We start from the raw sequence: 25655 nt of genomic DNA, 5'->3' as shown, positions 1-25655 counted from the left end.
GCCCGGCTCTACGTGAGGCCCATGGCAGCCCACAAGAACAGGCTCGCGAGCGAGTCGTCGCCGTACCTCCTGCAGCACGCGCACAACCCGGTCGCGTGGTACCCGTGGGGCGCCGAGGCGCTCGATCTCGCTCGCCGAGAGGACAAGCCGATCCTCCTGTCCATCGGCTACGCCGCCTGCCACTGGTGCCACGTGATGGAGCGCGAGTCGTTCGAGGACGAGGCGATCGCCCGGCACATGAACGACCTCTTCGTGAACATCAAGGTCGACCGGGAAGAGCGGCCCGACCTCGATCACATCTACCAGCTCGTCGTGCAGCTCATGGGCCGGAGCGGCGGCTGGCCGCTGACGGTGTTCCTCACCCCGGACCAGCGCCCCTTCTTCGCGGGCACGTACTTTCCGCCGAAGGACGCGCTCGGCATGCCCGGCTTCCCGAAGGTGCTCGACAAGATCGCCGACGCCTTCAGGAACCGGCGCGACGACGTCGAGCAGCAGGCGCAGGAGATCACCCAGGCCATCGCGCACGCGCAGCGCGCGCCGGCGCGCGCTGCAGGCGTCATCGCGCCCGCGTCGTCCGATCTGCTCCGGCGCGCGTCGCGGCAGCTGCTCGCGCGCCTCGATCCCCGCCACGGCGGCATCGGATCGCGGCCGAAGTTCCCGAACACGATGGCGCTCGACGTGCTGCTCCGCCGCGGCGTGCTGGAGGGCGATCGCGTCGCGGCGGAGGGCGTCGAGCTCACGCTGGACAGGATGCGGGACGGCGGCATCTGGGATCACCTGCGCGGCGGCTTCCACCGCTACTCCACGGACGAGCGCTGGCTCGTGCCCCACTTCGAGAAGATGCTCTACGACAACGCGCTCCTCCTGCGCCTCTACGCCGACGGGTTCCGCGCGTTCAAGAAGCCGATCTACGCCGAGACGGCGCGCGAGATCGTCGGCTACCTGTTCGCCGAGATGCGCGACCCGGAGGGCGGCTTCTACGCCTCGCAGGACGCCGACTCGGAGGGGAGCGAGGGCAAGTTCTTCGTGTGGACGCTCGAGCAGCTCCGCGCCGCCGTCGGCGAGGATCAGCTCGCATACGACGTGGCCCGCCTCGTCTTCGGCATCACCGAGGAGGGCAACTTCGAGGACAGCGGCGCGACGGTGCTCTCGCAGCACCGCACGCTCGAGCAGGCCGCGGCGGTCATCGACGACGGCGCGGGAGGGGGCTCCTCGACCCACCTCGATCGGTGCCGCGAGGCGCTCGCGCGTGCCAGGGTCGCGATGCTCGCGGCGCGCGACGCGAGGCCTCGGCCGGCGCGCGACGACAAGGTCCTCGCGAGCTGGAACGGGCTGCTCATCGGGGCGCTCGCCGACGCCGGCCGCGCGCTGGACGAGCCCGCCTGGGTCGACGCCGCGGCGCGCGCCTTCGCGCTGCTCGAGCGGAAGCTCATCCGCGGCGGCCGCGTCGGCCGTTATCTCAAGGACGGCGCGCCCGCAGGCGCGAAGAGCGAGAGCGAGCGGGGCGGCTCCGGCGCGGCCCTGGGCGACGTCCGGCCGGGGTTCCTCGATGACCAGGCGTACCTCGGGAACGCGGCGCTCGACCTGTACGAGGCCACCTCCGACCCGCGCTACGTCGGCGTCGCGCGCGCGATCGCCGACTCGATGATCGCGCACCACTGGGACGAGGCCGCGCCCGGGTTCTTCTTCACGCCGGACGACGGCGACGCGCTGATCGCGCGCACGCAGGACATCTACGATCAGGCCGCGCCCTCGGCCGCCTCGATGGCGGCGCTCCTCTGCCTGCGCCTCTCCGAGATCGCCGACGAGCGTTACCTCTCACCGGCAGAGCGGCAGCTGGACGTCCTCGCGCCGACGGCGCTCGAGAACGCCTTCGGTCTCGGCCAGACCGTGTGCGTGCTCGACCGCCTGACGCGCGGTGGGGTGACGGTCGTGGTGGTCGGCGAGGCGGGCTCGGGGGCGGCAGCCGAGCTCGCGCGCGAGGCGTTCAAGGCGTACCTGCCGAACCGGGCGATCGCGCTCGTGGATCCGGCTCGGCCGGAGAGCGCGGCGGCGGTGAAGGTCGTCGCCGAGGGCAAGCCCGCGCGCCCTGGCGGGGCGGTCGCCTACGCGTGTCGCGGGCGGACGTGCTCGGCGCCCGTCACGACGCCGGCCGACCTCAAGGCGCTGCTGGGGTAACGCGGCACGCGCTGAGCTCGCACGGGCCGCGATCCGGGGCGCTTCCGCAGGTGCATCCGGACACCGGGCCCGGCGCGTGGGTCTGCGCGCATCCACGTCCGACGCCTTCGGCGCGGGCGTCGCTCGGAGCGCAGACCTCCACGTCGAGCCTCGAGTCGTCGTCGAAGTCCGTGACGAAGGTGCAGCTGCAGCGGTAGGGCGTGCCCTGCTCAGGGCGGCACGCCGACGAGAGCACCACGCACAGCAGGGCTCCCGCGCGCGCCGCCCGGACGGCCCAACTACGGCGTGACGGTGCCGCCACCCTTATCGCCGCCGGCCTTGTTCCCACCCGTGTTGCTCTCGCGGATGTGGAACTCGACGCGCCGGTTCTTCTGGCGCCCGGCCTCGGTGTTGTTGTCCTCGATCGGCCGCTTCGGGCCAAAGCCCGCCGCCGTGAGCCGCGCCGGATCGATGCCGCCCCGCTCGATCAAGTAGGTCCTGACCGAGTGAGCGCGATCGTTCGAGAGCTTCTCGTTGAGCTGGTCCGAGCCCCGGTTGTCGGTGTGGCCCTCGATCGCGACGAGCGTGATCTCGGGGTTCACCTTGAGGAGCCGGACGACCTCGTCGAGGATGCTGTAGCTGTTCGCCAGGATCCTCGCGCTGCCGGTCGCGAACTGGACCTGCTTCAGGATCTGGATCTCGCTCGACCCCGTGATGCGACGGATGAACTGCGGGCAGCCGTTCTTCGTCGGCTCGGGGCTCGGCTGGCCCGGCTCCTTGGGGCAGGCGTCCTTCGCGTCCGGGATGCTGTCCTCGTCGGCGTCGTCCTCCGGGCAGCCGTCGGCGTCGTTGATCTTGTCGAAGTCCTCGGGCTGATCCGGGCACTTGTCGCTTGTGTCGGGGATGCCGTCGCCGTCGCGATCGGGCAGCGCCGGGCAGCCATCGTCGGGGTTCGGCGGCTTGCCGTCCTCGGGATCGGTCGGGCAGAGATCGATGTCATCCGGGAGCCCGTCCTTGTCCGTATCCGCGGCGCGCGGCGGGACCGCCTGGAAGCGCCTGCCAGGAGACACGGGCTCGACATCCTTGATGCCGAACGAGTAGCCGACGACCGCGACCATCCGGAAATCCGGCGCGTAGCCGCCCGACAGCCGCGTTCCGGCGCCGACCCCGAGCCACCCCTTCTTCCGCTGATCGAGCGCGAGCCGCCCCTCGGCCATCCACTCCAGCGGCGTGTTGTCGCCGGTGAACGTCGTGCCCCGGCCGAGGCCGGTCGATCCGAAGATCTGCGCGCCGAGCCGCAGCGTCCCATTGCGCAGCGGGAGGAAGCCGCCGATCCCCCACCGCCACTCGTTCGTCACGGCGAAGTCGTTGAGCGATGAGTACGGACGGAAGTGCACCCCGGTGTTCAGGACGAAGAACATCGACTTGAGATCGATCTCGCCCGAGAGCCCGATCATCGCGCTCGCGGCGTTGTCGCCCGAGAACGAGAGCTTGCTGCCGGTCGGCACCCACGCCGTCGCGTTGGCGCCCAGCTTGAAGAAGCGATCCTCGGTGCGGTACAGGATCGCCCGCCCGTCGAGCCGGATGTCCATGAGCGCGGTGGTCGACGGGCTCGCCGCGTCCTCTGCGCCGGCGACGCTCGGGTCGTTCGTCGGGTTGCTCGTCTGGAGGGCGATGATCGGCAGCCCCACCTGGAACGAGAAGCGGTCGAGGAGCTCGACGCCCCCGTTGAAGTAGCCGATGAGCTGCGAGGACACCGGCGCGCCGTGTTCTCTGCTGAACCGCCCCGCGGCCTGCTCGTCGTTCAGCATGTTCTCGACCCGGAAGGGATTGAGGCCGAGGCCGAGCCCGAACTGCCCGAAGAAGCGCGTCTCCGGCGCCACCTGCGGTCGCCAGAGCGCGATCGAGTCGTCGGGAGCGCCGGCCATGTAGAGCCGGTCCAGGTAGAACGTTCTCGTCTGCGCGCTCACAGGGAGCGCGCTCAAGAACAAGGCTCCCGCCGCAGCAGCCGCCAGCGCGCGTCGCTTGACGCCCCGTGCGGGCGCGTGCTGCTTTTCCCCCTCATGTCCTCCGGTGCGCGTCAAATTCCCTCCTGTGACCCGCTTTTGAACGGCCGTCGCGGTCGATCGGAGGCTACACGCTAACCCAGGCCTCTAGAAAGGTGAGAGAGAACGGCGAACCCGGGCAACGCGCGTAACGGCGCGTCACCGCGTCGTCTGGTGTTGACCTGGACCAAACGTCGTGCTTTCTTGCGCGCCCGCTTGACGTGCGGCCAGGATGCCGCCGTTTGCGGTCCAGACCGAGGGACCACCAGCCATGAAGCGCACCTACCAACCCCATAACACCCGCCGCGCCCGGACCCACGGCTTCCGTGCGCGTATGGCGACCGCCGGCGGTCGCAAGGTCATCAACAACCGCCGCCGCAAGGGCCGCGCCCGGCTCGCACCCACCATCTACAAGAAGTAACGCGGCGGTGATGGCGCCAGCGCACCCGCGCTCGTCGGCGTCCTCCTCCTCGTTCCCGCGCGAGCGCCGCATTCGCAAGCGGGCAGAATTCGTCCGCATTCAGAACGGTGGTCATCGCGTCAGCACCCGCCACCTGCTGATCCTCGTCGCGGCCCCCACCGAGGGCGCTGCTCGCGGCGGCGCCCACCGCGGCACGAAGAGCGCTGCCGCGCCTGTCCCATCGAGGGCACCTCGCCTGGGCCTCGTCGCCTCGCGCAAGGTGGGCGGCGCTGTGGCGCGCAACCGCGCGAAGCGCCTCCTCAGGGAGGCGTTCCGGAGATTCCCGGAGCTCTTCCCGGAGCGCGTCGACATCGTGGTGATCCTCCGCACTGGTGCCGGCTCGCTCGGCCTCGATGACGTCCTCGCGGAGCTGCGGGGCGTGGTGCCGGTGCTCCGCCGCCGGGCGAGGGAGGCGCTCACCGCCGCGCCGCGCGCGCGACCGGAGGTCATGGCCGAGCGCAGCGCAGGCGATCCGGCAGCGCCCGTGTCAGGCCAGACCGACCCGACCGACAGCTAGAAGATGGCGCGGCATACCTTGCGCCGTGGTGCGCTGGGCCCCAAGCTCCTCGCTCTCTCACGGCTCACCGCATGCTGGCGAAGCTCCTCCTCGCGCTGATCCGCGCCTACCAGATGACGCTCTCCAGGCTCATCGTGGCGTTGATGGGCCCGGTCTGTCGGTTCGAGCCCTCCTGCTCGCGCTACGCCGCCGCCTGCATCGTGGACCACGGGGCGCTCCGGGGGAGCTTGCTTTCGCTCAAGCGACTGTGTAGGTGTCACCCGTTTCATCCAGGCGGGTTCGACCCTCCGCCACCACCTCGTCTGCGCCGTGCCGCGGCTGCTCGGATGCCGCGGCAACGGGACGCTGACCCGCGGGATACGACACGCTGTTCGTCTACTGGCGCGGAGCTCGCCTCGCACGCCTCATCCCCTTGTCGAGCGGGCTTCAGCGGCCGGGTCACCCTCATGGACTAATCCCGCTCGGCCATCGACAAGGCCCCCTCTGCGGCACGGCGCCCGACACGCCGCGGAGCGAAGCTCGCACGGAGCGACCCTGGGCAGCCTCGTGAGGCGTCACGAGACGCCCGCAGCGAAGGGCGCGGCTCGAGATCCTGGGATCGACGAAGGACTTCATGGAACGCAGCAATATCGCCAAATGGCTGTTCCTCGGCCTCGCCATCATCCTGTTCTTCCAGTTCGGCAAGCCGCTCCTCTTCGGCCATAGCGCGCCGCAGCTGCAGCCGCTCGACGTCATCGACAGCACGGCCCCCGCCGAGCGCGCGCCAGCGGAGACGTGCGTCATCGACGGAGATCGCTTCAAGGCTGAGCTGTCGACGCACGGCGGGTCGCTCCGGCACCTCTGGATGACGGACCCGAAATACACGACGGGGAACGGCGAGCGCAGGCCGATGGACCTGGTCACGACCTCGCTCGAGTCGCGGATGCCTCTCAGGACGGATCTGCGCCTGCCTGGCGGCAGCGCGCCGCAGGTGCCGTTCGACGATCTCGACTGGAAGCTCTCGGCGCAGGACGGCAAGAGCTGCACGTTCACCTACGCCGACGACGCGACGAGGCTCACCAAGGTCGTCGCAGCCACGGGACGTCCCTTCGAGCTCTCGGTGCAGATGACGGTCGAGAACCTCTCGCAGGAGCCGCGCAAGCACCGGCTCGCCGTCGAGCAGACGTCGTGGCGAACCCAGAAGGAGACGGAGGGCCATCTCGGCCTGATCTCGGAGTGGATCACCGAGACGGTCGCCGCGACCGACCAGAAGACCGAGCGTCAGCACCCCGACGCCTTCGAGCCCGGCGACTTCAAGGACCCGGAGTTCACCGCCGAGCGCTGGCGGCGCACCCCGGGCAACGGGCGGTTCGCCGCTGTCTCGAGCAGCTACTTCAGCAAGATCGCGATCCCACTGGAAGGGCCAGGGCAGCCTACAGCCGAGACGCAGATCGAAGACATCTGGGATTCATCGAAGTTTCAGGACAAAGGCAAGGACCCGAACTACGGGCATGTCTATCGCGCGCGGCTCGCCTATCCGGAGCACGAGCTCGCGCCCGGCGGCGCGGTGACCTACAAGCTCCTGTCCTTCACCGGGCCGAAGGAGCGCGATCTGCTCGCCGCCGTCGATCACGGGGCGAGCGAGGTCATCAACCTCGGCTGGTTCTCGCCGATCGCGAAGCTCCTCGTCTCGTACCTCTATGTCCTCCACCGCGCCGTCGGCAGCTGGGGGTGGGCGATCGTCCTGCTCACCATCACGGTCCGGCTCCTGCTCTTCCCGCTGAGCATCCAGCAGATCAAGAGCGCCGCGGCGATGCGCAAGCTCAAGCCGGAGATGGATGAGATCAACGCGAGGTACAAGGACGACGCCGCCCAGCGCGGCATCGCGATGCAGGAGCTCTGGCGCAAGAACAAGGTCGCGAACCCGGTCATCGGCTGCTTCCCGATGCTGCTCCAGATGCCGGTATGGTTCGCCCTCTACACCGCGCTCCAGACCGCGGTGGAGCTCTACCACACCCCGTTCGGCCCCGTGATTCCGGACCTGTCGGCCCCGGGAAAGTACTTCATCATTCCCATCGTCCTCGGCGGCTCGAGCTTCATCCAGCAAAGGCTCATGCCCCCGCAGGGCGACCCGGCGCAGCAGAAGATGATGATGTACCTGATGCCCGGCATCTTCACCGCGATGATGCTCTTCCTCCCGGCCGGCCTCGGCGTTTACATGTTGACGAACACCTGGCTCGGCATCGGGCAGCAGCTGCTCGTCGAGCGCTACCTGAAGGCGAAGAACGAACGAGCCGGCGGCATCCAGGTGCGAGAGATCGCGAGCGCGGAGCCCCAATCCGCGATGAAGAAGACTCCGGGCGACGACGACAAGTCGACCCCTGCTCTCGGAAAGGGAAAAGCACGTGTCCGTGGATAGTGAAGTTGCCGAAAGGGGAATCGACGCGGCGGACGTCGATGTCGATGCGGAGGCGCAGGGCGCTGGCGACGCGGCCGAGTTCGAGGAGGACGGGCGCGCCGACGTCGCGCTCGACTTCGTCATCGATGTGCTCGCGGCGATGGGCATGGACTGCACCGTCGACCTCCTCGAGAACGAGGAGGAGGATCCGCCCGAGGAGATCCGGCTCGAGATCGAGGGGAAGGACGCGGGCCGCGTGATCGGCAAGAAGGGGCAGACGCTCTCGGCGCTGCAGTTCCTCGCCAACCGCGTGATCAACCGGCCGGGCAAGAAGCGGCGTCACGTGATCATCGACGCCGAGGGCTACCGGCAGCGGCGCGAGGACACGCTCTCTTCCATGGCGCGCAGGCTGGGCAAGCAGGCGGTCGAGGAGGGCAAGATCATCACCTTCGAGCCCATGAACCCGCAGGACCGCCGCGTCGTCCACCTCGCGCTGGCGAAGTTCCCCGGCGTCGTCACCAAGAGCGACGGCGAGGGAGAGGCCCGCCGCGTGCAGATCATCCCCGTCCGCCGCTGAGGCAGAAGGCCCGGCACGGAGCGCGCCTCAAGAGCGACTGCGCCGCTGCCGGCGTTGACACCGGATCGCCCGCATGCATAATGCCGCACCTCTCCGGTACCCCCCGGGGAGGTGCGCGGGCACGCGCTCATGTTCTCCCGGAACCGCAACCGGGTTCCGTCTGCGTTCATCGCGTGAAGCACGAGGGCCGCGCGGCCCCCGCTCCGCCGGACGCAGTCCACGAACGGCGGCGGCCCAGCCCCCTTGAGCACGGGCACGGGACCGTGAAGACGGATCCCCGACCCTTTGAAGGATTGACCGACCATGCAGACCTCGAACATCCTCGCGAAGATCGAAGCTCCCCTGTTCCGCGAGGGGATCCCGGATTTCCGGGTCGGCGACACGGTGCGCGTCCACTACCGGATCGTCGAGGGCGAGAAGGAGCGCATCCAGGTGTTCCAGGGTGTCGTGCTGAAGCGCCACCGTGCCGGGGTCCGGAGCACCTTCACCGTGCGCAAGGTGAGCTTCACGGTCGGCGTCGAGCGCATGTTCCTCCTCCACAGCCCCCGCATCGACAAGGTCGAGATCGTCTCGCGTGGCGTGGTCCGCCGCTCGCGGCTCTTCTACCTGCGCAACCTGGCAGGCAAGGCCGCCCGCGTCCGCGACGCAAAGGATTGATCCCGCCGGCCGGCACCCCGGCCGCTCGGAGAGCGCTCCCGCAGAGCAGATTGTCAGGGGGACAGCCGGCTCCCTGCTTCGATCGCGCGCGCGCGCAACCATGGCGCAGCGCGGAAGCAGCTGCGCACTGGACGCCGGCGTGTGCATGCGCGCGCACGCACCGCGTTGCCGGCGTATAGCAAGGGTTCCCGCATACTTCTTCCTTGATCCTCGGCCGAGCGGCCACGGTATGCTCGCGGCGGCGGTGCCCCAGCGCCGCGAAACCCGAGAAGGATCACCATGCTCTGTCCGCGTTGCGGTGCGCCCGCGACCCCCGCCGATAAATTCTGCGCTGTGTGCGCCTCGCCGCTCACCCCGTCCGGGCCTGGAGCGTTCGGGGCTCCGCCTCCGCCGCCGCCTCCTCCTCCGCCGTTTCCTGCTCCGGGCTTCGGGGCGCCCCCCGAGCCCCCCCCGAACTATGGCTCGCCGAGCGGCGGTTTTGGTCCGCCCCCGCCGGCGCCCTTCGGGGCTCCTCCGGGCGCGCCTCCCGGGTTCCCGCCGCCGCCCGAGGGCGGCCCGGCCGGCTTCGGTCCGCCTCCGCCCTTCGGGTCGCAACCTGCCTTCGGGTCGCAACCTGGCGGTTACGGAGCGCCCCAGCCGCCTCCTCCGGTACCGCTGAAACCGCCGCCGTTCCCGCCGGAGCCGCCGGTCTTTGGCGCACCGGGCGGCGGCTACGGCTCGGCTCCGAGCTTCCCGGAGCAGCAGGGCAGCTATCCCGGCCCTCCGCTCCCGCGGCCCGGCTTCGGCCCGCCCCCGCAGCCCGGCTTCGGCCCGCCCCCGCAGCCCGGCTTCGGCCCGCCCCCGCAGCCGCAGGGCGCGCGCTGCGTGCAGGGGCACGCGATCCCGGCGGGCGGCTCGTTCTGCATGGAGGGAGGCCACCCGATCGCCCTCGACGGCATCCAGATGAGCGGCGATCCCTTCAACCAGACGGCCTATGCGCCCAACCAGCAAGGCGCGTCCGCGCCGCCGCCGATGCCGCAAGTGAGCGGCAGCGGAGCCTACGGCGAGCCGCCGCAGCCTCAGCAGAACCTCGCCCCGCCGGGCCCGCCGCCCGCGTACATCCCGCCTCCTCCCGCGGTGCGCCCGCCGACGCCGGCGCCGCCGAGGGCCGTGGGGCAGGAGGGCCGCCGCGCCCTCGCCGGCTTCCTCGTCAGCTTCCAGGACGACGCGCTCGGCAGGTTCTGGCCGCTCTGGCAGGGCAAAAACGTCGTCGGCCGCGCCGAGACAGGGCAGAAGGTCGACATCGAGATAGCGCACGGGACGACCTCGACGCATCACGCGACGGTCGAGGTCGACGGCGGTCGGCTCGTCCTCGCCGACCTCGGATCCACCAACGGGACGTTCCACAACGAGGAGGCGATAGGCTTCCAGGGCCGACGCGAGCTGCGCGATGGCGACAAGATCCGCTTCGGCGGGTTCAGCGTCATCCTGCTCAGCGTGGCCGCGCGGGCCTGACGGGCCCATCGCACGAGGAGAGGCGTTGCCGAGCCTGGCCCCCTTCCCCCGCGACGTTCGACCGGCACCTGGCGCCCCGGCCAGGCTGCGTGAAAACCAACCGGATAGCCGCCGCCAGCGCGCGGCGGCCGCCCCGCTCGCGCGGAGAGCGCTCCTCTGCTCCCTCGCGCCCGCTGGAGATCCCCACGCATGACTCCCTCTCATGACGCGACTCGCCCGATCCACTCCATGAGCGCCTCCGCCCGTCGCGGCAGGCGCGGGGGCAAGGCCCTGCGCTGCGCACCGCTCCTCGCTCTCGCGGCCGCGATCCTCGCGCTCCTCGCCGGGCAGCGCCGCGCCGAGGCCGCTCCCGAATCGCACATACTCCGCATCGACCCGCGCGCGAGCACCGCGGACGGCTCGCCCGTGCTCACGACCGTGCTCGAGGTCGTGCAGAACAAGCGGCTCAGCGACATCACCCGCAACTGCGCCGCGCTGACGGGCGACGCGAACCTCGACTGCGTCGCCGACGCGCTCGAGCAGCCGTCGGCGCTCTACTCGTCGTTCGACTTCCCGGACAAGAACGCGATCCTCTCGGTCACCGTCGACGGCACCGATCTGCCGGCGAAGTTCGAGTCGAAGGCGCGGTGGGGTGACAGCGCCGGTCAGCCGGGCGTCGGGACGGCGTGGCTCATCCTGATCGACGCCGCGTCGAGCATGGGCAACCGCTTCGACGAGGCGAAGGCGGTCGCGAGCGCGTTCGTCAACGCGATGCAGCCGAACGACATCGTCGACGTGATGTTCTTCAACGATCGCGGCATCGTCGAGGACTCGAAGTGGGTGAGCAACAAGCAGGCGGCGGCGCAATCGATCGCCGGCGTCGCGCGCACCTACCCGACGCAGGGCCGCACGCGGCCGCTCTTCACGATCATCAAGAACGCCGCGACCGACGCGTTCAAGGAGCTCGGCAACGCAGGTCAGGGCGTCACGGTGCCGATGCACCAGGCGATGGTCGTCCTCTCGAACGGCTCCGCAGGCGCGGACCCGACGTCGAACGCCGCCGCGTCGAACGAGCTCCGGAAGTTCCTGACGGCGGGGCGGTTCGAGAACAACGACGTCCTGCCCAAGACGCCGGTGCCCATCATCTCGATCTGGTTCCCGAGCCGGCTCGTCGAGGAGTTCTCCGCGAACTCGCGCGAGTTCATGGAGGCGATGGCGAACACCGAGATCGGCGGCTTCTTCAGCGTGGTGCGCGACGGTCAGCAGCGGCGCGCGGCCAACCTCGTCAACGCGATCCGCACCCGCTTCAACAAGATGCACATCGTGAAGTGGCGGGTCTCGTGCGTCGCGCCGAGCATGACCCAGACGTTCAAGCTCGCCTTCATCAACACGGATCCGCCCATCGCGGGCGACGCCACGTTCCAGAACGTACCCCTCGGGGTTGATCCGACCGCGTGGCCGCTCGACATCGACCGGGAGGCGACCGACCGCGCGGCGAAGAAGACGCCGCTCTACCCCGGCGGCACGGTGAAGATCTTCGGCAACTTCTGCTGGGGCGGCAACGCGCAGCGGGCCGAGATCTACATGCTCCCGAAGAACCAGGCCGCGCCGCAGTCGCTCCAAGGCGGGAACCTCGAGGACGCCAAGAAGGCCCAGCGGACGCTGATCGAGGCCGGGATGCGCGGCAAGGCGATCACGGCGGGCGACAGCGTCGTCGAGTTCGAGCTCCCCGGGGACACCGACAAGTTCCTCGTCGGCAAGGGCGATCAGATGACAGCGCGCCTCGTCATCTATGACAACCAGGCGCGGCGGACGAGCGCGGTCACGGCCGACAAGATCCTCACGCTGAAGGCGAAGGAGGCGCCGCTGCCGTACCTGCTCATCGGCGGCGTGACCTTCGGCGGCGTCGTCATCGTGCTGCTGCTCGTCTCCATCTTCCGCGGCGGCGGGAAGCGACGCGGCGGCACCGTGGCGGCCGCGCCCCCGAGGCCCATCGTGGCGGGGAGCGGGCCGCCTCCGCCCTACGCCCCCGCGCCGCCGCCGCCGGGCGACTTCGGCTATGGCGGCGGGCCGATGATGGGGCCTCCGATGGGCGGGGCCAGCCGGGCGACGCTCTCGGGCCCGGCGGGCATCTTCACCGTGCACCCCGGCGCCGAGGTGCGCGCCGGGCGCGACGGCGCCTCGTGCCTGATCGCCCTGTCGGAGCCGCGCGTGTCCGGCACCCACGCGAGCGTGAAGCTCGAGGCCGGCCAGCTGTTCGTGCGGGACGAGAACTCCAACAACGGGACCTACGTGAACGGCCAGCGCATCGCCGCGGCCGTGTGGACGCTCGTGCCGCCCGGCGCGTCGTTGCGGTTCGGCCCCGTCGAGTTCAGCGTCCGTTTGGAGTAGCGTGTCCGGGGCCCGTTCTCGCGCCCCGAGCGACGCCCACCCATGATGCCCCCGACCGAGTCCTCCCCGCACCTCAAGATCGAGTTCGCCCAGGCCAGCGATGCTGGTCGGGACCCGAACAAGCAGGTCAACGAGGATTCCTGCGGCTACGCCGAGACCCAGTTCGGTTACCTATGCGTCCTGTGCGACGGCATGGGCGGACACTATGGCGGCAGCGAGGCGAGCCGCACCGCCATCACGACCATCTTCGAGATGATCGAGCGCACGCCCGCCAGCGTGGGTCCGAGCGGGGCGCTCAAGGCCGCGATCGAGGAAGCGGGGCGCCGCGTCTACCAGCTGGGCGGGCCGCCGGAGAACCGCGTCCGGCCCGGCTCGACCGTCGTCGCGATGGTCCTCCACGAGCGCGGCGTCGATGTCGCGCACGTCGGCGACAGCCGCGCGTACGTGATCCGGAGCCACCAGATCTATCCCCTGACGCGCGACCACTCGATGGTGCAGGGGATGATCGACGCGGGCATGATCACGGAGGCGCAGGCGATCGGTCACCCCGACGCGAACAAGATCACGCGCGCGCTCGGCATGAGGCCGGAGGTGGAGGTCGAGGTTCGACCCGAGCCGATGGAGCTCTACCCGGGAGACGTGCTGATCCAGTCGAGCGACGGGCTCACCGACCTCGTGCTCCCCGGCGACATCCTCGGGTGTACGCGGCAGGCGCTCGCATCGGGCTCGGTCGATCACGCGTGCAGGATGCTCGTGCAGCTCGCGAACCACCGCGGCGGTCACGACAACATCACCGTGCAGATGGTCCGGGTGATCGAGACAGGCAGCCGCTCGCTGACCATCGCGCACGGGCCCCCAGGGGCGGCCAGCCCCGGCGACGGCGTCAATCCTGCGCGCGCTTCGCGCCCTCAGGAGACCGTCGCGATGACCCGGCCCGAGGCGGCGATCGGCCAGCAGCACGCCACGAGCACGCCGCTCCCCCACGGCCATGGCGCCCCTGCAGTCGCGGGCGGCGCGGCGGCGGGCATGGCCGCCGCGGGGAAGGCGCCGGCGCCGTACCCGGCGTCCATCAACAACGCGATCACCGTGGTCCCGACGGGCTCCCCCGACACGCCGCGCCCTGCGTCCACCAGCGACGCGCTCACCGTGATCCCGGCAGGATCCACCGGCGCGCCGGGACTGCGTCCAGCGTCACCCCGCACCCCGGCGACCGCGGCTTCGACGGGGTCCGACAACGTGCCGGCCGTCGCGCAGACAGCCACCGACAACGTGCCGGCCGTCGCGCCGACGGCCACCGACAACGTGCCGGCCGTCGCACCTGGCGCTGCCCATGGCGCGCCGGGGCTTCGCCCCATCACCGTCGACAGCGCGCCGGCCGTGAGCCCCACGGCCACCGACGAGCTGCCTCCGGTGGCTCCGGCCGCTGCCCTCAGCGCGAAGGCCGTGAGCCCCACGGCCGCCGACATCGGGTCGGCCATGACGCCCACGCCGATGGACTCCGCGCTGGCGCTGCCTCCAACCGTGCCAGGGGCCCATCCCCCGGTGGCTTACCCGAACGCGCCCGACGCGCCCGCCGTGCTGTCTCCCCTTCCCCTGAGCGCTCCCGCGCCGCCTCCGATGGGCCGCGCCGCGCCAGCTCAGCCTGGTTCGTTCGGGGCGCCGCCTCACCCAGGCGCCACTTACGGCGCTGCGCCCCACCCTGCCGTCCCCTACGGTGCGCCGCACCATCCTGGCGCCGCGTACGGCGCTCCGCCCCCTCCTGCCGTCCCCTACGGTGCGCCGCACCATCCTGGCGCCGCGTACGGTGCGCCACCGCACGCCGGCGGCGCCTATGGTGCGCCTCTTCAGGCGACTGAGCAGGATGTTCCGCCGCCTTCGGTGGCCTTCCCGGGGCACAACCCAGCAGCGCCAGGTGGTCCCCCCGTCGCCGCCGCCCCGCCCCCTCACCTCGCGCCGCTGCATGCTCACGCGTACGCCGCGGCCGGCCCGCGCCCCGCGCCGGCACCGAGCTTCTCCGGACCCATGTCGTCGGCTGGCGCATCAAGCGTGCCGAGCACCGTGCGCGCCCCGCGCGGCGTCTACATCGCCCTCATCGCCTCGGCCTCGGCCGTGATCCTCGTGCTGTTCGTCTTCCTGCTCTGGAAGCTCCTCGGCAGCTGAGCGCGGAACGGAGCGGAACGGAAAGGCCAGCCCTACGCGCTGCCACGCACAGCAGAGCGGAAACCGCGACGGCGACGAAAACGAGGACCGGGCTCGGCCCATCAGACGAGCGCCGCGCAACGGCCCCGCTCGCGGAATGCGATTGAAGAGAGATCGGATTCCGGATTAGCCTAACTTTCTGGAGGTCACTCCATGCCTGGCGACCAAGAGCTCGAGCACGGCGACGACCTGGATGGCGCGCCTGCGGATCTGGAAGACGTGCCGGAGCCGACCCCTACACCCTCTCTCGAGGAGGCCCGCGCCGGCTTCATGCTGCTCGATCTGTGACCCGCTGAACCACCTGGTTCCCGGAAGTCAGGGCGCTCCGCGCTGACACTCCGTTCGTTCAACGGGCGAGAGTCTCCCGCCGAACGGCACCCACCGCAGCGCGCGCGCAGACAAGCGCTCCTCTCCCGCGAGCGGCACCGCGCCAGCGTGGCGAGAGGCGACGCACGGCACGCGCCTCTTCCCTTGCCCTCCCCGACGGCCTGTGGTGAAACGCGGCCCGCATGATCCCGGGGCTAGGTAAACAAAGCGTCACGATCGGCAGCGCCCCCACCTGCGATGTGGTGCTCGTCGCTCCCGGCGTCCTGCCCGAGCACGCGCGCATCGTCAATCATGGGGGTGGCAAGCTGCTCTTCTCCTGCGGGCAAGGGCCGGCGGCGGCGAACGGGCGGCCCCTCTCGCCGGGGGAGCAGGTCCCGTTCGACTTCCGCACCCAGTTCGTGGTCGCGCAGACGCCGGTCCCGCTGAACCATCCGGCCATCACGCTGATGCTGGCGTCGCCCGGGAGCCTCGCGCCCGCGCCCGGCCAGGTCGTGATCGGACGAGACCCCGGGCGCGCCTCCCTGGTGCTCCAGCACCCGAGCGTCTCGAGCCAGCACGCGACCGTCACGCTCGATCGCATGATGGTCATCGACCACAACTCGACGAGCGGCACGTACGTGGGCGCGCAGCGCATCGCCGCTGGCGCGCCGACGCCCATCGATCCGCAAGGCGCCATCGCCTTCGGGCCGGTCCCGGTCCAGGTCAGCCTGCTCGTCCAGCTCGCGCAGGCCGCCCGGCAATCCGCGCTGCCGGCCACCTCGGGCGCCCCGCCCGCGGCGAGCGTCCTGCCGCCGCAGCCTGCCGCTGGAGGCTACGCGCCGCCGCAGCAGCCCGGCGCCGGGGGTTACGCGCCGCCACAGCAGCCCGGCGCCGGGGGTTACGCGCCGCCGCCCGGCGCCGGGGGTTACGCGCCGCAGCAGCCCGCGCACGCGGCGTCCGCGGTGCCCGCCGCCGGCGCGCCCGGGAGGAAGAACAAGACGGTCCTCGGCCAGCTCGACTTCTCCGGCGGTGGATCGAACGTCAAGAAGATCGGCCGCACGCCCGACAACGACATCGTGCTCGCCCACCCCCAGGTGTCGAGCCACCACGCGCTCCTGCACTCGATCAACGGGCAGCTCTACGTCGAGGATCGCGGCAGCGCGAACGGGACCTACGTCCGCGGCAACCGCATCGCGCCCGGCCAGAAGATCGCCGTGCAGAGCGGCGAGAAGATCTACATCGGGCCGATGCCCCTCCAGATCGAGATGGGGGGCGCGGGCGCCGTCGAGGTCGTCCAGGAGGAGTACTCCGCCGATCGGTGGGCAGGGCGCCCGCTCTACGAGATCGAGGCCTGGAGCCTCGCCCTCCAGGTCCCCGATCGGGACAACCCGAACGAGCAGAAGACCCTCCTCGACAACGTGTCGTTCAAGGCGCTGCCGGGCGACATGATCGCGCTCATGGGGCCGTCGGGCGCCGGCAAGACGACGCTCCTGCTCACCCTCAACGGCTACCTGCCGCCGACGAGCGGCGTCGTCCGCATCAACGGCGAGGACCTCTACAACATCTACGACACGCTCCGCGGATCCATCGGCTACGTGCCGCAGGACGATCTCGTCCACCCGGAGCTCACCGTCTTCGAGGCCGTCCGCTACAGCGCGAAGTTCCGCCTCCCGCCCGACTACACCGAGGCCGAGATCGACGCGCGCGTCGAGCAGACGATCAAGGATCTCGGCCTCGAAGGCGTCAAGAACCTCCAGATCGGCAAGCCCGAGAACAAGATCCTCTCCGGCGGGCAGCGCAAGCGCGTCAACATCGCGCTCGAGCTCGTCACCGATCCCGTCATCCTCTTCCTCGACGAGCCGACCTCGGGCCTCGCCGCCGACGACACGACCGCGCTGATCAGCCTGCTGCATGACCTCACGAAGGCCACCGGCAAGACGATCATCATGACGATCCATCAGCCGGCGAAGGACGAGTTCGAGAAGTTCAGCCACGCGCTCATCCTGGGCTACGGCGGCATCCCGATGTTCTTCGGGCCGACCCGGCCCGACGCGTACCGCTTCTTCGGCAGCTGGAAGGAGCGGCACGGCCAGCAGAACGACGTCGACAACCCGCGCGACATGTTCGAGATGCTCGCGCTCCGGGAGCGGCCCATCTTCGATCAGCTCCGCGCGCGGAACCCGAACGCGTCGCGCGTCGAGGCGAGGAAGCTCGCCGCCATCGAGTGGCGCAAGGAGTTCTTCAGCGACGGCAACCCGACGTACCGCCGGATGTACTCCGGCCGGCGCGAGATCGGCACCGGCCAGGGGCAGCGCGGCATCCCCGCCGGGCGCGCCACGACCAAGGGGCAGCTCGGCCTGCTCCTGTCGCGCTACTTCAAGGTGAAGAAGCGCGACATCGGCGGCACCCTGATCATGCTCCTCCAGGCCCCGATCATCGGCATCCTGCTCGCGGGCGTCTTCGGCGGGCAGGAGAAGGCGATCCCGGCGTGGTGCCTCGGTGCGCTCCAGGAGCTCGGCCGCCGCGCCGGCGGCGCGGACAAGAGCAGCGACGTCATCAAGGGTATGGAGGTCACCACCGATCACACCGCGGCGATCTTCTTCCTGGTCGTCGCCGCGGTCTGGTTCGGGACCTCGAACGCGGCGCGCGAGATCGTCAGCGAGCGGGCCATCTACCTCCGCGAGCGCATGGTCAACCTGGGGCTCGTCAACTACGTGCTCTCCAAGTACCTGCTGCTCGCCGGCTTCTGCCTCATCCAGTGCACGGTCCTGCTCGCGATCGTGTTCTTCGCGCTCGGCTTCCACGGCGGCATGCAGGCGTTCGGCATGCAGCTCGCCGCGCTGACCGCCACCTCGCTCAGCGCCGTCGCGATGGGGCTCCTCCTCTCGACGGTGGTCGCCTCGTCCGAGGCGGCCATGGCGCTCACGCCGATCGCGCTCATCCCCCAGGTCGTCCTCGGCGGGCTGATGGTGCCGATGACGACCGTGCCGCACCTCCGGTGGCTCATGTACATCATCCCGGCGCGCTGGGGCTTCGAGGGCGCGATCGCGCCGGAGCGGCTCGCGACCGCGGACGATCCGGCGTGGGTCATCGATCTGCACCGCACGGACACGAGCGCTGCAGACTTCATCGAAGGCGGCAAGTTCAAGTGCGCCATCGCGCAGATGGCTGCCGACAACTACGCAGGCGCGTGGGGCTTCACCACGTACGATCAGACCTGGATGCCCTATGCGGTGCTCGCCGGAATGACGTTCCTCATCCTCGTCACGCTCTGCGCGGTGCTGAAGCGGCGCGACCCGGTGTGACGCCGTGACCGCGCAGGAGCCCGCCGCCTCCATTCGCATCGATGACCGGCGCCCGCGCGCGCGAGGCGACCGCAGGCCGACCGCCGCGGCGCTCCTCTCGCTGCTCGCCGCCCTCTCGCCCTCCCCGGCGCGGGCGCAGCAGCAAGGCCAGGAGGGGCAGGCGACGCCGCAAGCGCCGGAGAGCGGGGCGGCCGTGCCCCGAGGCCCCGGCGGCGCGATCGTCACGCCGCCTGCCTCCACGGCCGCGCCGGCGGGGAAGGCGACGCCGCCGCGGGCGCTCAACTACACGCCCCCGGAGTACCCGCCGGAGGCCGAGAAGCAGGGGCGCGAAGCGTCGGTGACCCTGCAGCTCGACATCGACCGCGACGGGCGCGTGAAGCACGCCGTCGTCGTCGAGAGCGCGGGGCACGGGTTCGATGAGTCGGCGCTGGCCGCGGCCCAGAAGCTCGAGTTCGAGCCCGCCCGCCGCGCCGACGGGACCCCCGCCCCGGCGCGCATCCTGTACCGCTACTCGTTCACCCTGAAGACGGCCTCGCCGCCGCCGGCCGCCGGCGAGCCCGCGAAGCCCGCCGAGAGCCTCCGCGGCACCGTGCTCGCCAGCGGGGGCGACGTCCCGCTCGCCGGCGCGACCGTCTCGGTCGCGCGCGTCGCCAGCGCGGGCGCGGGCGCGGCGACTGCCGCCGCGCCGCCGGAGCTCACGACCGACGAGGGCGGCGCCTTCGCCTTCGCCGCGCTGCCGCCGGGGCGCTACCAGGTCACCATCGCGGCGCCCGGCTTCGAGCCGCTCGCCGTCGAGGAGGCGCTCGCCCCCGGAGAGCAGCTCGAGGTGAAGTACCGGCTCCTGCCGCAAGGCGACGGCCTCGAGGTCACGGTCCGCGGCAAGCGGCCGCCGCGCGAGGTCACGAAGCGCACGATCGAGCAGCGCGAGATCAACCGCATCCCCGGCACGAACGGCGACGCCCTGCGCTCGCTCCAGAACCTGCCGGGCGTCGCGCGCCCGCCCAGCATCGCAGGGCTGCTCATCGTCCGCGGCTCCGGCCCGCAGGACACGCAGACCTTCGTCGACGGCACGCAGGTGCCGCTCATCTACCACTTCGGCGGCCTCTCCTCGGTCGTGCCGACCGAGATGCTGGATCGGATCGACTTCTACCCCGGCAACTTCAGCGCCAAGTACGGCCGGGTGCAGGGCGGCATCGTCGACGTCGCCCTCCGCTCGCCCAAGGAAGACGGCAAGCTCCACGGCCTCGCGCAGATGGACCTCATCGATGCGCGCGTCCTGCTCGAGGGCCCCGTGCCGTTCCTCGACAACACGCGCTTCATGGTGGCAGGACGGCGGAGCTACATCGGCGAGTCGTTCGGCCCCGTGCTCGAGGCCGCGGGCGCAGGCGTCACGCAGGCGCCGGTCTATTACGATTACCAGGTCCTCCTCGAGACCGAGCCCACGCCCTCGGCGCGGCTCCGCCTCACGTTCTTCGGCTCCGACGACGCCCTCGAGCTGCTGCTCAGCGACCCGGCGCCCAACGAGCCGGCCCTCTCCGGCAACGTCGGGCTGCACACGGCGTTTCAGCGGCTTCAGCTCCGCTACGATCACGAGCTCACCGACAAGGACCGGCTCGACGGCGTGCTCGCGCTCGCGCGCGACGACGCCGATTTTGGGATCGGGCCGATCTACTTTCAGCTCGATCTCAAGACGATCTCCGGCCGCCTCGAGTACGCGCGGCGTATCTCGAAGGGCACGGTCTTCAACGCGGGGCTCGACGTCTTCGCCGGCCTCTACGCCGTCAACCTCCGCGCGCCCGGGCCGAACCGACCTGGCGAGCCGCCGAACCAGCCGTTCTCGACGCGCACCCTCCAGGAGGTCTCACGCGACGGCGACTTCTTCTACCCCGCGGCGTACGCCGAGCTCGAGCTCGCCCCGACCCCTCGGGCGAAGATCGTCCCGGGCCTGCGCGTCGACTACCAGGACCTGAACCAGCAGGTCACCGTGAGCCCGCGCGTGAACGGGCGCTTCGACGTCGTCCCCGGGTTCCCGCGGACCACGGTGAAGGGTGGCCTCGGGGTGTTCCATCAGCCGCCGCAGTTCCAGGAGGTGATCCCGCCGCTCGGCAACCCCAGCCTGAAGTCGACGCGAGCGCTGCACTACGCGGCCGGCGTCGAGCAGGAGCTGACCCGGCACATCGAGGCGTCGGCCGAGGGGTTCTACAAGCAGCTGGACGAGCTCGTCGTCGGCGTGAACCGACCCGGGTCGATCCAGCTCGACTACCAGAACGTCGGATCGGGCAGGGTCATCGGCGGCGAGTTCCTGCTCAAGTACAAGCCCGACGATCGCTTCTTCGGCTGGGCCGCCTACACGCTGTCCCGCAGCACGCGGGTGCCCGAGCCCGGCGAGCCGGAGCGGCTCGTCTCGTTCGATCAGACCCACATCCTGACGGTGCTCGGCAGCTACCGCCTGGGCGACGGCTGGGAGTTCGGCGCCCGGTTCCGCCTCGTCTCCGGCAACCTGGTCACGCCCAACGTGTGCAACGTCAACGAGCAGAGCTGCGACCCGTACCGCACCAACGCGCTCTTCTACGCGCCCACCGGGACCTATACCCCCATCCCGTTCTCCGGCCCGAACAGCGAGCGGCTCCCGGCGTTCCACCAGCTCGATCTGCGCCTGGACAAGACGTGGAGGTTCAAGACCTGGCGGCTCTCGGCCTACCTCGACGTGCAGAACGTCTACAACAACGCGAACAGCGAGGCGATTCAGTACAATTACAACTACACAGCCCGTCAATACGTCACGGGGTTGCCCATCCTGCCGAGCTTCGGCATGCGAGGAGAGTTCTGAGATGCGCGGGGCGCAGGCGATGGACGGCGCATCGAAGCGCGACGGCGCGGGGCGCGGGCGCCGGTGGCAGCGCGCGGTGCTGGGGACGCTCGCGCTCGCGGCGATCGCATCGCCGGCGATCGCGTCGGGGTGCGTCGCGGGCTTCGATCCGCCGAGCCTCGTGAGCGGGCTCCGCGTCCTCGCGGTGGTCGCCGACAAGTCTTACGCCAACCCAGGAGACCGGGTCACCTTCCGGATCCACTACCAGGACGGGCTGGGCGGCCCCGAGGACGGGTCGCGCCCGGTCTCGGTCTACTGGTTCGGCGGGTGCGAGAACCCCGTCGGGGACGACTACTACGGCTGCTACGCGCAGCTCGAAGGCATCACCTCGGAGATCGAGGCGTGGGTGGAGCAAGGTGACCCGACGGTCCCGCTGCCCGACCTCAACGGCGTGCGTCCCGGCTTCGGGGACACGTACACGATCACGATCAGCGACGACATCCTCGCCGGCCGCAAGGCGCCCACCACGGGGGGTCCGGCCTCCGGGAGCGCGTACGTCTTCTTCGTCGCCTGCACCGGGGAGCTCGGCCTCGTGGAGGACCAGGGCACCGGCCGCGCCGGGACGTTCCCCGTCGCCTGCTTCAAGGACGGGCGCCGGCTCGGTCCGGACAGCTTCGTGCCCGGCTACACGCAGATCTACGCCTTCGAGGGCGGTCGCGCGAACGCGAACCCGGAGATGCAGGGGCTCACGCTCGACGGCGAGCCCTTGCCAGAGGACTTCGCCGACATCCCCACCGTCTCGCGCTGCCGCGTGAGCGCGGAGGCGCGGCGCGAGGCCGGATGCAGCGCAGAGGATCCGTTCGTCGAGTGCGACGCCTACGAGCTCAACGCGCTCGTCGACCCCGACACGGTCGCGGAGGACGATCCCAGCGCGCAGCAGCAGGCGCTGAAGGAGATCGTCTGGGTCGACTACTTCGCCGATCTGGGCGACCTCGACGGGAGCATCAAGCTCGTGAGCGACGCGAACGAGGGGTACATCGGCGATCACGCCGTGAAGTGGATCCCGCCGGCCGAGCCGGGCGTCGCCACGATCACCGCGGTGCTGCGCGACGCGCGCGGCGGCTCGTCCGTGGTGCAGCGCCGCGTCCGCGTCGAGTGACAGCGACCCCCCGGTCGCCTGCGGCGGGGGCCGCCACGATCAGCCGCAGCCCGCTTCGATCTGCGAGAGCTGCTCGATGAGCTGCGCGGGGTCGCGGGCAGCGCACAGCGCGTCGGCGGCGCCGAGGCTTGCGAGCCTGGCCGCCTGGGCGAGCAGCTCGAGGTGCGCGCGGCCCCCCTCGCCGCAGACGAGGACGACGAACAGCCGGAGCGGGGCGCCGCCCGGCGTCGGCACCGCGAGCGGCTGGGCCAGCGTCGCGAACACGGCCGCCAGGCACGCGCCGGGGACGATCGCGTGCGGGACCGCGACGCCGTTGCCGAGCGCCGTGGGCGACTCGAGCTCGCGCCGCAGGATCTCCTGGGCGAGCGCGCTCGCCGCGAGCGCGCCGCCGGGGGGCGCGAGCCGGGACGCCGCGACGTCGATGACGTCCTCGATGTCCGCGCACGAGAGGTGCAGCACGACGCGCTCGGGCGTGAGCAGCTCGCTGAGCCGCCGCGCGGGCGCCCCCCCGAAGGCCGCGCTCGCCGGGAACTCGGCGTCGATGAACGCCTTGACGCGCGCGAGCTGCGGGCCGGTGAGGTTGCGCCGCGCGAGCTCCATGCAGAGCGCCTTCGCTGACGGGACGCGATCGAGGTAGCGCGAGACGAGCGGCTCGACCTGGTGGCCGAGCTCGAGGAGCACCGCCGGCGGGAGCTCGAGCGCGCCCGCGATCGCCGTGAGCCGGTCGGGCGTGGGGATGGCGTCGTGCCCATGCTCGACGCGGCTCAGGTAGGCGCTGGAGACGCCGATGCGCTGCGCGAGCGCCCGCAGGCTCAGGCCCGCCTCTACGCGGAGGAGCCGCAGCGCGGCCCCGAACTCGGCGACCGCGCGCGCGCGCGCGGCGCCGTCAGCATCGGACATCGCTGGCATAATCAGGTGCGATCGGGCTCGGCCGCGAGGGCGGTCGAGAGGATCTGCGGGGCGGGCGCCGTTGCCGGCGCGCGCGCGGTGGCGGGCTCATGGTGACGCACGACGAGCAGCGAGGTCGGGCACCCCTGGATGATGTGCTCGGCGCGGATGCCGAACCTGCGCTGCGCGAGGCCCCACTCGGGCCCGACGCCGACGAGGACGAGGTCGTAGCCGCGCGCCGCCTCTTCGAGCGCCGCGTCGGCGGGAGAGTCGTGCTCCACCACCTTGAGCAGCACCTTGGACTTCTGCAGGGCGCCGCCCTCCTCGCCCTCGAACACCTCGTCGACCGCCTGCTGCGCGCCGAGCGTGTCGTCGGACCTGCGCTTCGGCTTGACCACGTGGAGGATGGTGACATCCGCGCCAACCTGCTGCGCGAGCCGGCGGGCCAGCGAGAGCGCCGCCTTGTCGTGCAACGTGCCGTGGAACGGCACGAGCAGCTTGCGGACCGCGGCGAGCCCGCGATCGATGAGCACGCCGACGTCGGTGTGGGCGCCGCGCATGACCTCGTAGACGGTGCCGCCGAGCACGGTCTGGCTAAGGAGCGGCTTGTGCCAGCCGACCAGCACGAGGTCTGCCTGCTTCACGTCGGCGACGTTGCAGATGTCGTGGCTCGGCTTGGGCGAGACGAAGGAGAGCGGCCGGACCTCGGCGCCCAGCTCCTTGGCCCGCGACAGGAGCGGCGCGAGCGCGGCCGCCCCTTGCCGCTCGGGCCCCTGGTCGAGGTAGAACGAGCCGCGATCGGTCGGCGGGATGAGGCGCAGGGCGTAGAGGCGCCTCGCCTCGGGACCGGGGCCGGCGAGGGCGCTCGCGAGCGTCACCATGCCGGGGCCGGAGCGCTCGTAGGAGACGCACATGAGCACGGTGAACACCTCTGCTGCAGTGGGCAGAGGCGTCCGCTCCGGCACGTCGGCGAGCTCCTTGGCGAGCTCCTCCGGCGGGTAGATCCAGCGCAGGAGCGGCGAGGTCATGAAGGTGGTGACCAGCGCCATGAGCACCATCATCGTGAACAGCTTGGGCGAGATGATGCCCAGATCGAAGCCCAGGTTCAGGACGATCAGCTCCATCAGGCCGCGGGTGTTCATGAGGATGCCGACCGCGCTGGCCTCCCGCCAGCTCTGGCCAGTGAAGCGGGCGGCCACGGCGCTGCCGCCGAACTTGCCGAGGCAGGCGATCAGGATGATGAGGCCGCACATCATCCAGCCATCGGCCGAGTTGAGCAGCCCGATGTGCGTGCGCAGGCCGCTGTAGGCGAAGAACAGCGGGAGCATGAAGACCACCGCGAAGTCCTCGAGCTTCTCGGCGAGGCTCTGCGCGAAGCCGGTGCCCTTCGGCATGATCGCGCCGAGCATGAAGGCCCCGAACAGCGGGTGGATGCCGATCATCTCGGTCAGCCAGCTCGACACGATGAGCAGGAGGAGCGTGATCGCGACGAGGTCCTGCGAGAGCCCTTCCTTGCTGGAGCCGCGCTCGCCGAGCCGGACGAGGAAGGGGCGGACCAGGAACAGCATGCCGACGATGTAGACGACGGCGAAGACCGTGGTCCAGACGGCGCCCACGAGCCCCGTTGCGCGCGCGATCGAGACGACGAACGCGAGGATGCACCAGGCGGTCACGTCGTCGACGGCGGCGCAAGTGATGGTGAGAGCGCCGACCTTCGTGCCCAGCAGGCGCCGCTCGGTGAGGATGCGCGCGAGCACGGGGAACGCCGTGATGCTCATGGCCACGCCCATGAACAGCGTGAACGACGAGAACGGGACGGAGCTGTCGGAGAGCCGGGGGTACAGGTAGAGCGCGAGGAGCCCGCCCAGCGCGAACGGCACGACGATGCTCGTGTGGCTGATGATGACCGAGGCGTGGCCACGCCCGCGCAAGAGCTTCGGATCGAGCTCCAGCCCGATGAGGAACATGAAGACGATGAGGCCGACCTCGCTCACCAGCTTCAGGAGCGGCAGCGAATCCTTTGCGAACAGGACCGCCGACGTATCGGGAAAGAGCCAGCCGAACAGCGACGGGCCGAGCAGGATGCCCGCCGTGACCTCGGCGATGACCATCGGCTGCTCCATCCGGCGGGCCACCAGGCCCACGAGCCGCGAGCAGGCGATGATCAAGAACGCCTGGATGAGGAAGCGGGTCAGCGAGTTGTGGATCAGAATCTCCATTGGGAGCGCTCCCTCCTGGTGGTAAGTGTTAAGTTATCGCTTATCAGCGGGCTGTCTCGACTGTCAAGGCAGGGATGCGTAGCGTCAAGCGGCCTCAACAGGCCGTCGGAGGCGCG

At 70.9% G+C, this 25655-nt stretch carries 17 protein-coding genes; 14 read left to right on the top strand and 3 right to left on the bottom strand.

From position 1 onward, the window contains the following. Positions 1-21: 21 nt before the first annotated feature. A complete protein-coding gene (locus WME79_RS14230; protein ID WP_437535369.1) occupies positions 22-2178 on the top strand; it encodes a thioredoxin domain-containing protein in 2157 nt (718 codons plus the stop codon). Between the two features lie 278 nt (positions 2179-2456). Here the strand turns inward: WME79_RS14230 and WME79_RS14225 are convergent, their stop codons facing one another. Next, the gene (locus tag WME79_RS14225; protein WP_437535368.1) at positions 2457-4142 is read right to left on the bottom strand and encodes an OmpA family protein; all 1686 of its coding nucleotides are present in this window, start codon (positions 4140-4142) and stop codon (positions 2457-2459) included. 331 nt (positions 4143-4473) lie between these two features. Here WME79_RS14225 and rpmH point away from each other — a divergent pair, with 331 nt between their 5' ends. From rpmH to WME79_RS14160, 13 genes are all read left to right on the top strand, one after another. Beyond that, entirely contained in the window at positions 4474-4623 is a 150-nt protein-coding gene (gene rpmH, locus WME79_RS14220; protein ID WP_012235155.1) for a 50S ribosomal protein L34, read from the top strand. 10 nt (positions 4624-4633) lie between these two features. Then, positions 4634-5179, top strand: coding sequence for a ribonuclease P protein component (rnpA, locus tag WME79_RS14215; RefSeq protein WP_437535367.1), 546 nt, complete (start codon positions 4634-4636; stop codon positions 5177-5179). Positions 5180-5250: 71 nt separating this feature from the next. Continuing rightward, positions 5251-5634: a membrane protein insertion efficiency factor YidD gene (gene yidD / locus WME79_RS14210; protein ID WP_437535366.1), complete on the top strand. Its 384-nt coding sequence runs from the start codon at positions 5251-5253 to the stop codon at positions 5632-5634. Positions 5635-5792: 158 nt separating this feature from the next. Further along, positions 5793-7577 (top strand): membrane protein insertase YidC, encoded by a 1785-nt coding sequence (yidC, locus tag WME79_RS14205; protein ID WP_437535365.1) that lies wholly within the window; start codon positions 5793-5795, stop codon positions 7575-7577. Beyond that, positions 7570-8133, top strand: coding sequence for a protein jag (locus tag WME79_RS14200; protein ID WP_231864816.1), 564 nt, complete (start codon positions 7570-7572; stop codon positions 8131-8133). Before yidC ends, WME79_RS14200 begins: the two co-directional genes overlap by 8 nt. A 303-nt stretch (positions 8134-8436) precedes the next feature. Beyond that, positions 8437-8790 carry a 50S ribosomal protein L19 gene (gene rplS, locus WME79_RS14195; protein ID WP_012235149.1) on the top strand — a complete coding sequence of 118 codons (354 nt, stop codon included), beginning with the start codon at positions 8437-8439 and terminating at the stop codon, positions 8788-8790. 279 nt (positions 8791-9069) lie between these two features. Continuing rightward, positions 9070-10284 carry an FHA domain-containing protein gene (locus WME79_RS14190; protein ID WP_437535364.1) on the top strand — a complete coding sequence of 405 codons (1215 nt, stop codon included), beginning with the start codon at positions 9070-9072 and terminating at the stop codon, positions 10282-10284. 228 nt (positions 10285-10512) lie between these two features. Continuing rightward, positions 10513-12654 (top strand): FHA domain-containing protein, encoded by a 2142-nt coding sequence (locus WME79_RS14185; protein WP_437535363.1) that lies wholly within the window; start codon positions 10513-10515, stop codon positions 12652-12654. Positions 12655-12696: 42 nt separating this feature from the next. After that, on the top strand, positions 12697-14814 hold the full coding sequence (locus tag WME79_RS14180; RefSeq protein WP_437535362.1) for a protein phosphatase 2C domain-containing protein: 2118 nt from the start codon (positions 12697-12699) through the stop codon (positions 14812-14814). Positions 14815-15006: 192 nt separating this feature from the next. Continuing rightward, positions 15007-15141 carry a hypothetical protein gene (locus WME79_RS14175; RefSeq protein WP_437535361.1) on the top strand — a complete coding sequence of 45 codons (135 nt, stop codon included), beginning with the start codon at positions 15007-15009 and terminating at the stop codon, positions 15139-15141. A gap of 221 nt (positions 15142-15362) precedes the next feature. Then, complete coding sequence (locus tag WME79_RS14170; protein ID WP_437535360.1) at positions 15363-18464, top strand: FHA domain-containing protein; 3102 nt, start codon at positions 15363-15365, stop codon at positions 18462-18464. A gap of 4 nt (positions 18465-18468) precedes the next feature. Beyond that, positions 18469-21294: a TonB-dependent receptor domain-containing protein gene (locus tag WME79_RS14165; RefSeq protein WP_437535359.1), complete on the top strand. Its 2826-nt coding sequence runs from the start codon at positions 18469-18471 to the stop codon at positions 21292-21294. 1 nt (position 21295) lies between these two features. Further along, positions 21296-22432, top strand: coding sequence for a hypothetical protein (locus WME79_RS14160; protein ID WP_437535358.1), 1137 nt, complete (start codon positions 21296-21298; stop codon positions 22430-22432). Between the two features lie 39 nt (positions 22433-22471). Here WME79_RS14160 and WME79_RS14155 read toward each other — a convergent pair whose 3' ends face one another. Together WME79_RS14155 and WME79_RS14150 are read right to left on the bottom strand one after the other, a co-directional pair. Next, positions 22472-23341 carry a PTS sugar transporter subunit IIA gene (locus WME79_RS14155; protein ID WP_437535357.1) on the bottom strand — a complete coding sequence of 290 codons (870 nt, stop codon included), beginning with the start codon at positions 23339-23341 and terminating at the stop codon, positions 22472-22474. A 2-nt stretch (positions 23342-23343) separates the two neighbouring features. Further along, positions 23344-25539, bottom strand: coding sequence for a cation:proton antiporter domain-containing protein (locus WME79_RS14150; protein ID WP_437535356.1), 2196 nt, complete (start codon positions 25537-25539; stop codon positions 23344-23346). Positions 25540-25655 lie beyond the last annotated feature (116 nt).

Source organism: Sorangium sp. So ce726, from assembly GCF_051521405.1.
Taxonomy (GTDB): Bacteria; Myxococcota_A; Polyangia; order Polyangiales; family Polyangiaceae; genus Sorangium.
This window is presented reverse-complemented; position numbering and strand designations above follow the sequence as displayed.

Coding starts and splice junctions, on each gene's coding strand:
- WME79_RS14230 (WP_437535369.1), top strand. CDS start 22: ATGGCAGCCCACAAGAACAGGCTCGCGAGCGAGTCGTCGCCGTACCTC.
- rpmH (WP_012235155.1), top strand. CDS start 4,474: ATGAAGCGCACCTACCAACCCCATAACACCCGCCGCGCCCGGACCCAC.
- rnpA (WP_437535367.1), top strand. CDS start 4,634: ATGGCGCCAGCGCACCCGCGCTCGTCGGCGTCCTCCTCCTCGTTCCCG.
- yidD (WP_437535366.1), top strand. CDS start 5,251: ATGCTGGCGAAGCTCCTCCTCGCGCTGATCCGCGCCTACCAGATGACG.
- yidC (WP_437535365.1), top strand. CDS start 5,793: ATGGAACGCAGCAATATCGCCAAATGGCTGTTCCTCGGCCTCGCCATC.
- rplS (WP_012235149.1), top strand. CDS start 8,437: ATGCAGACCTCGAACATCCTCGCGAAGATCGAAGCTCCCCTGTTCCGC.
- WME79_RS14190 (WP_437535364.1), top strand. CDS start 9,070: ATGCTCTGTCCGCGTTGCGGTGCGCCCGCGACCCCCGCCGATAAATTC.
- WME79_RS14185 (WP_437535363.1), top strand. CDS start 10,513: ATGAGCGCCTCCGCCCGTCGCGGCAGGCGCGGGGGCAAGGCCCTGCGC.
- WME79_RS14180 (WP_437535362.1), top strand. CDS start 12,697: ATGATGCCCCCGACCGAGTCCTCCCCGCACCTCAAGATCGAGTTCGCC.
- WME79_RS14175 (WP_437535361.1), top strand. CDS start 15,007: ATGCCTGGCGACCAAGAGCTCGAGCACGGCGACGACCTGGATGGCGCG.
- WME79_RS14170 (WP_437535360.1), top strand. CDS start 15,363: ATGATCCCGGGGCTAGGTAAACAAAGCGTCACGATCGGCAGCGCCCCC.
- WME79_RS14160 (WP_437535358.1), top strand. CDS start 21,296: ATGCGCGGGGCGCAGGCGATGGACGGCGCATCGAAGCGCGACGGCGCG.
- WME79_RS14155 (WP_437535357.1), bottom strand. CDS start 23,341: ATGCCAGCGATGTCCGATGCTGACGGCGCCGCGCGCGCGCGCGCGGTC.
- WME79_RS14150 (WP_437535356.1), bottom strand. CDS start 25,539: ATGGAGATTCTGATCCACAACTCGCTGACCCGCTTCCTCATCCAGGCG.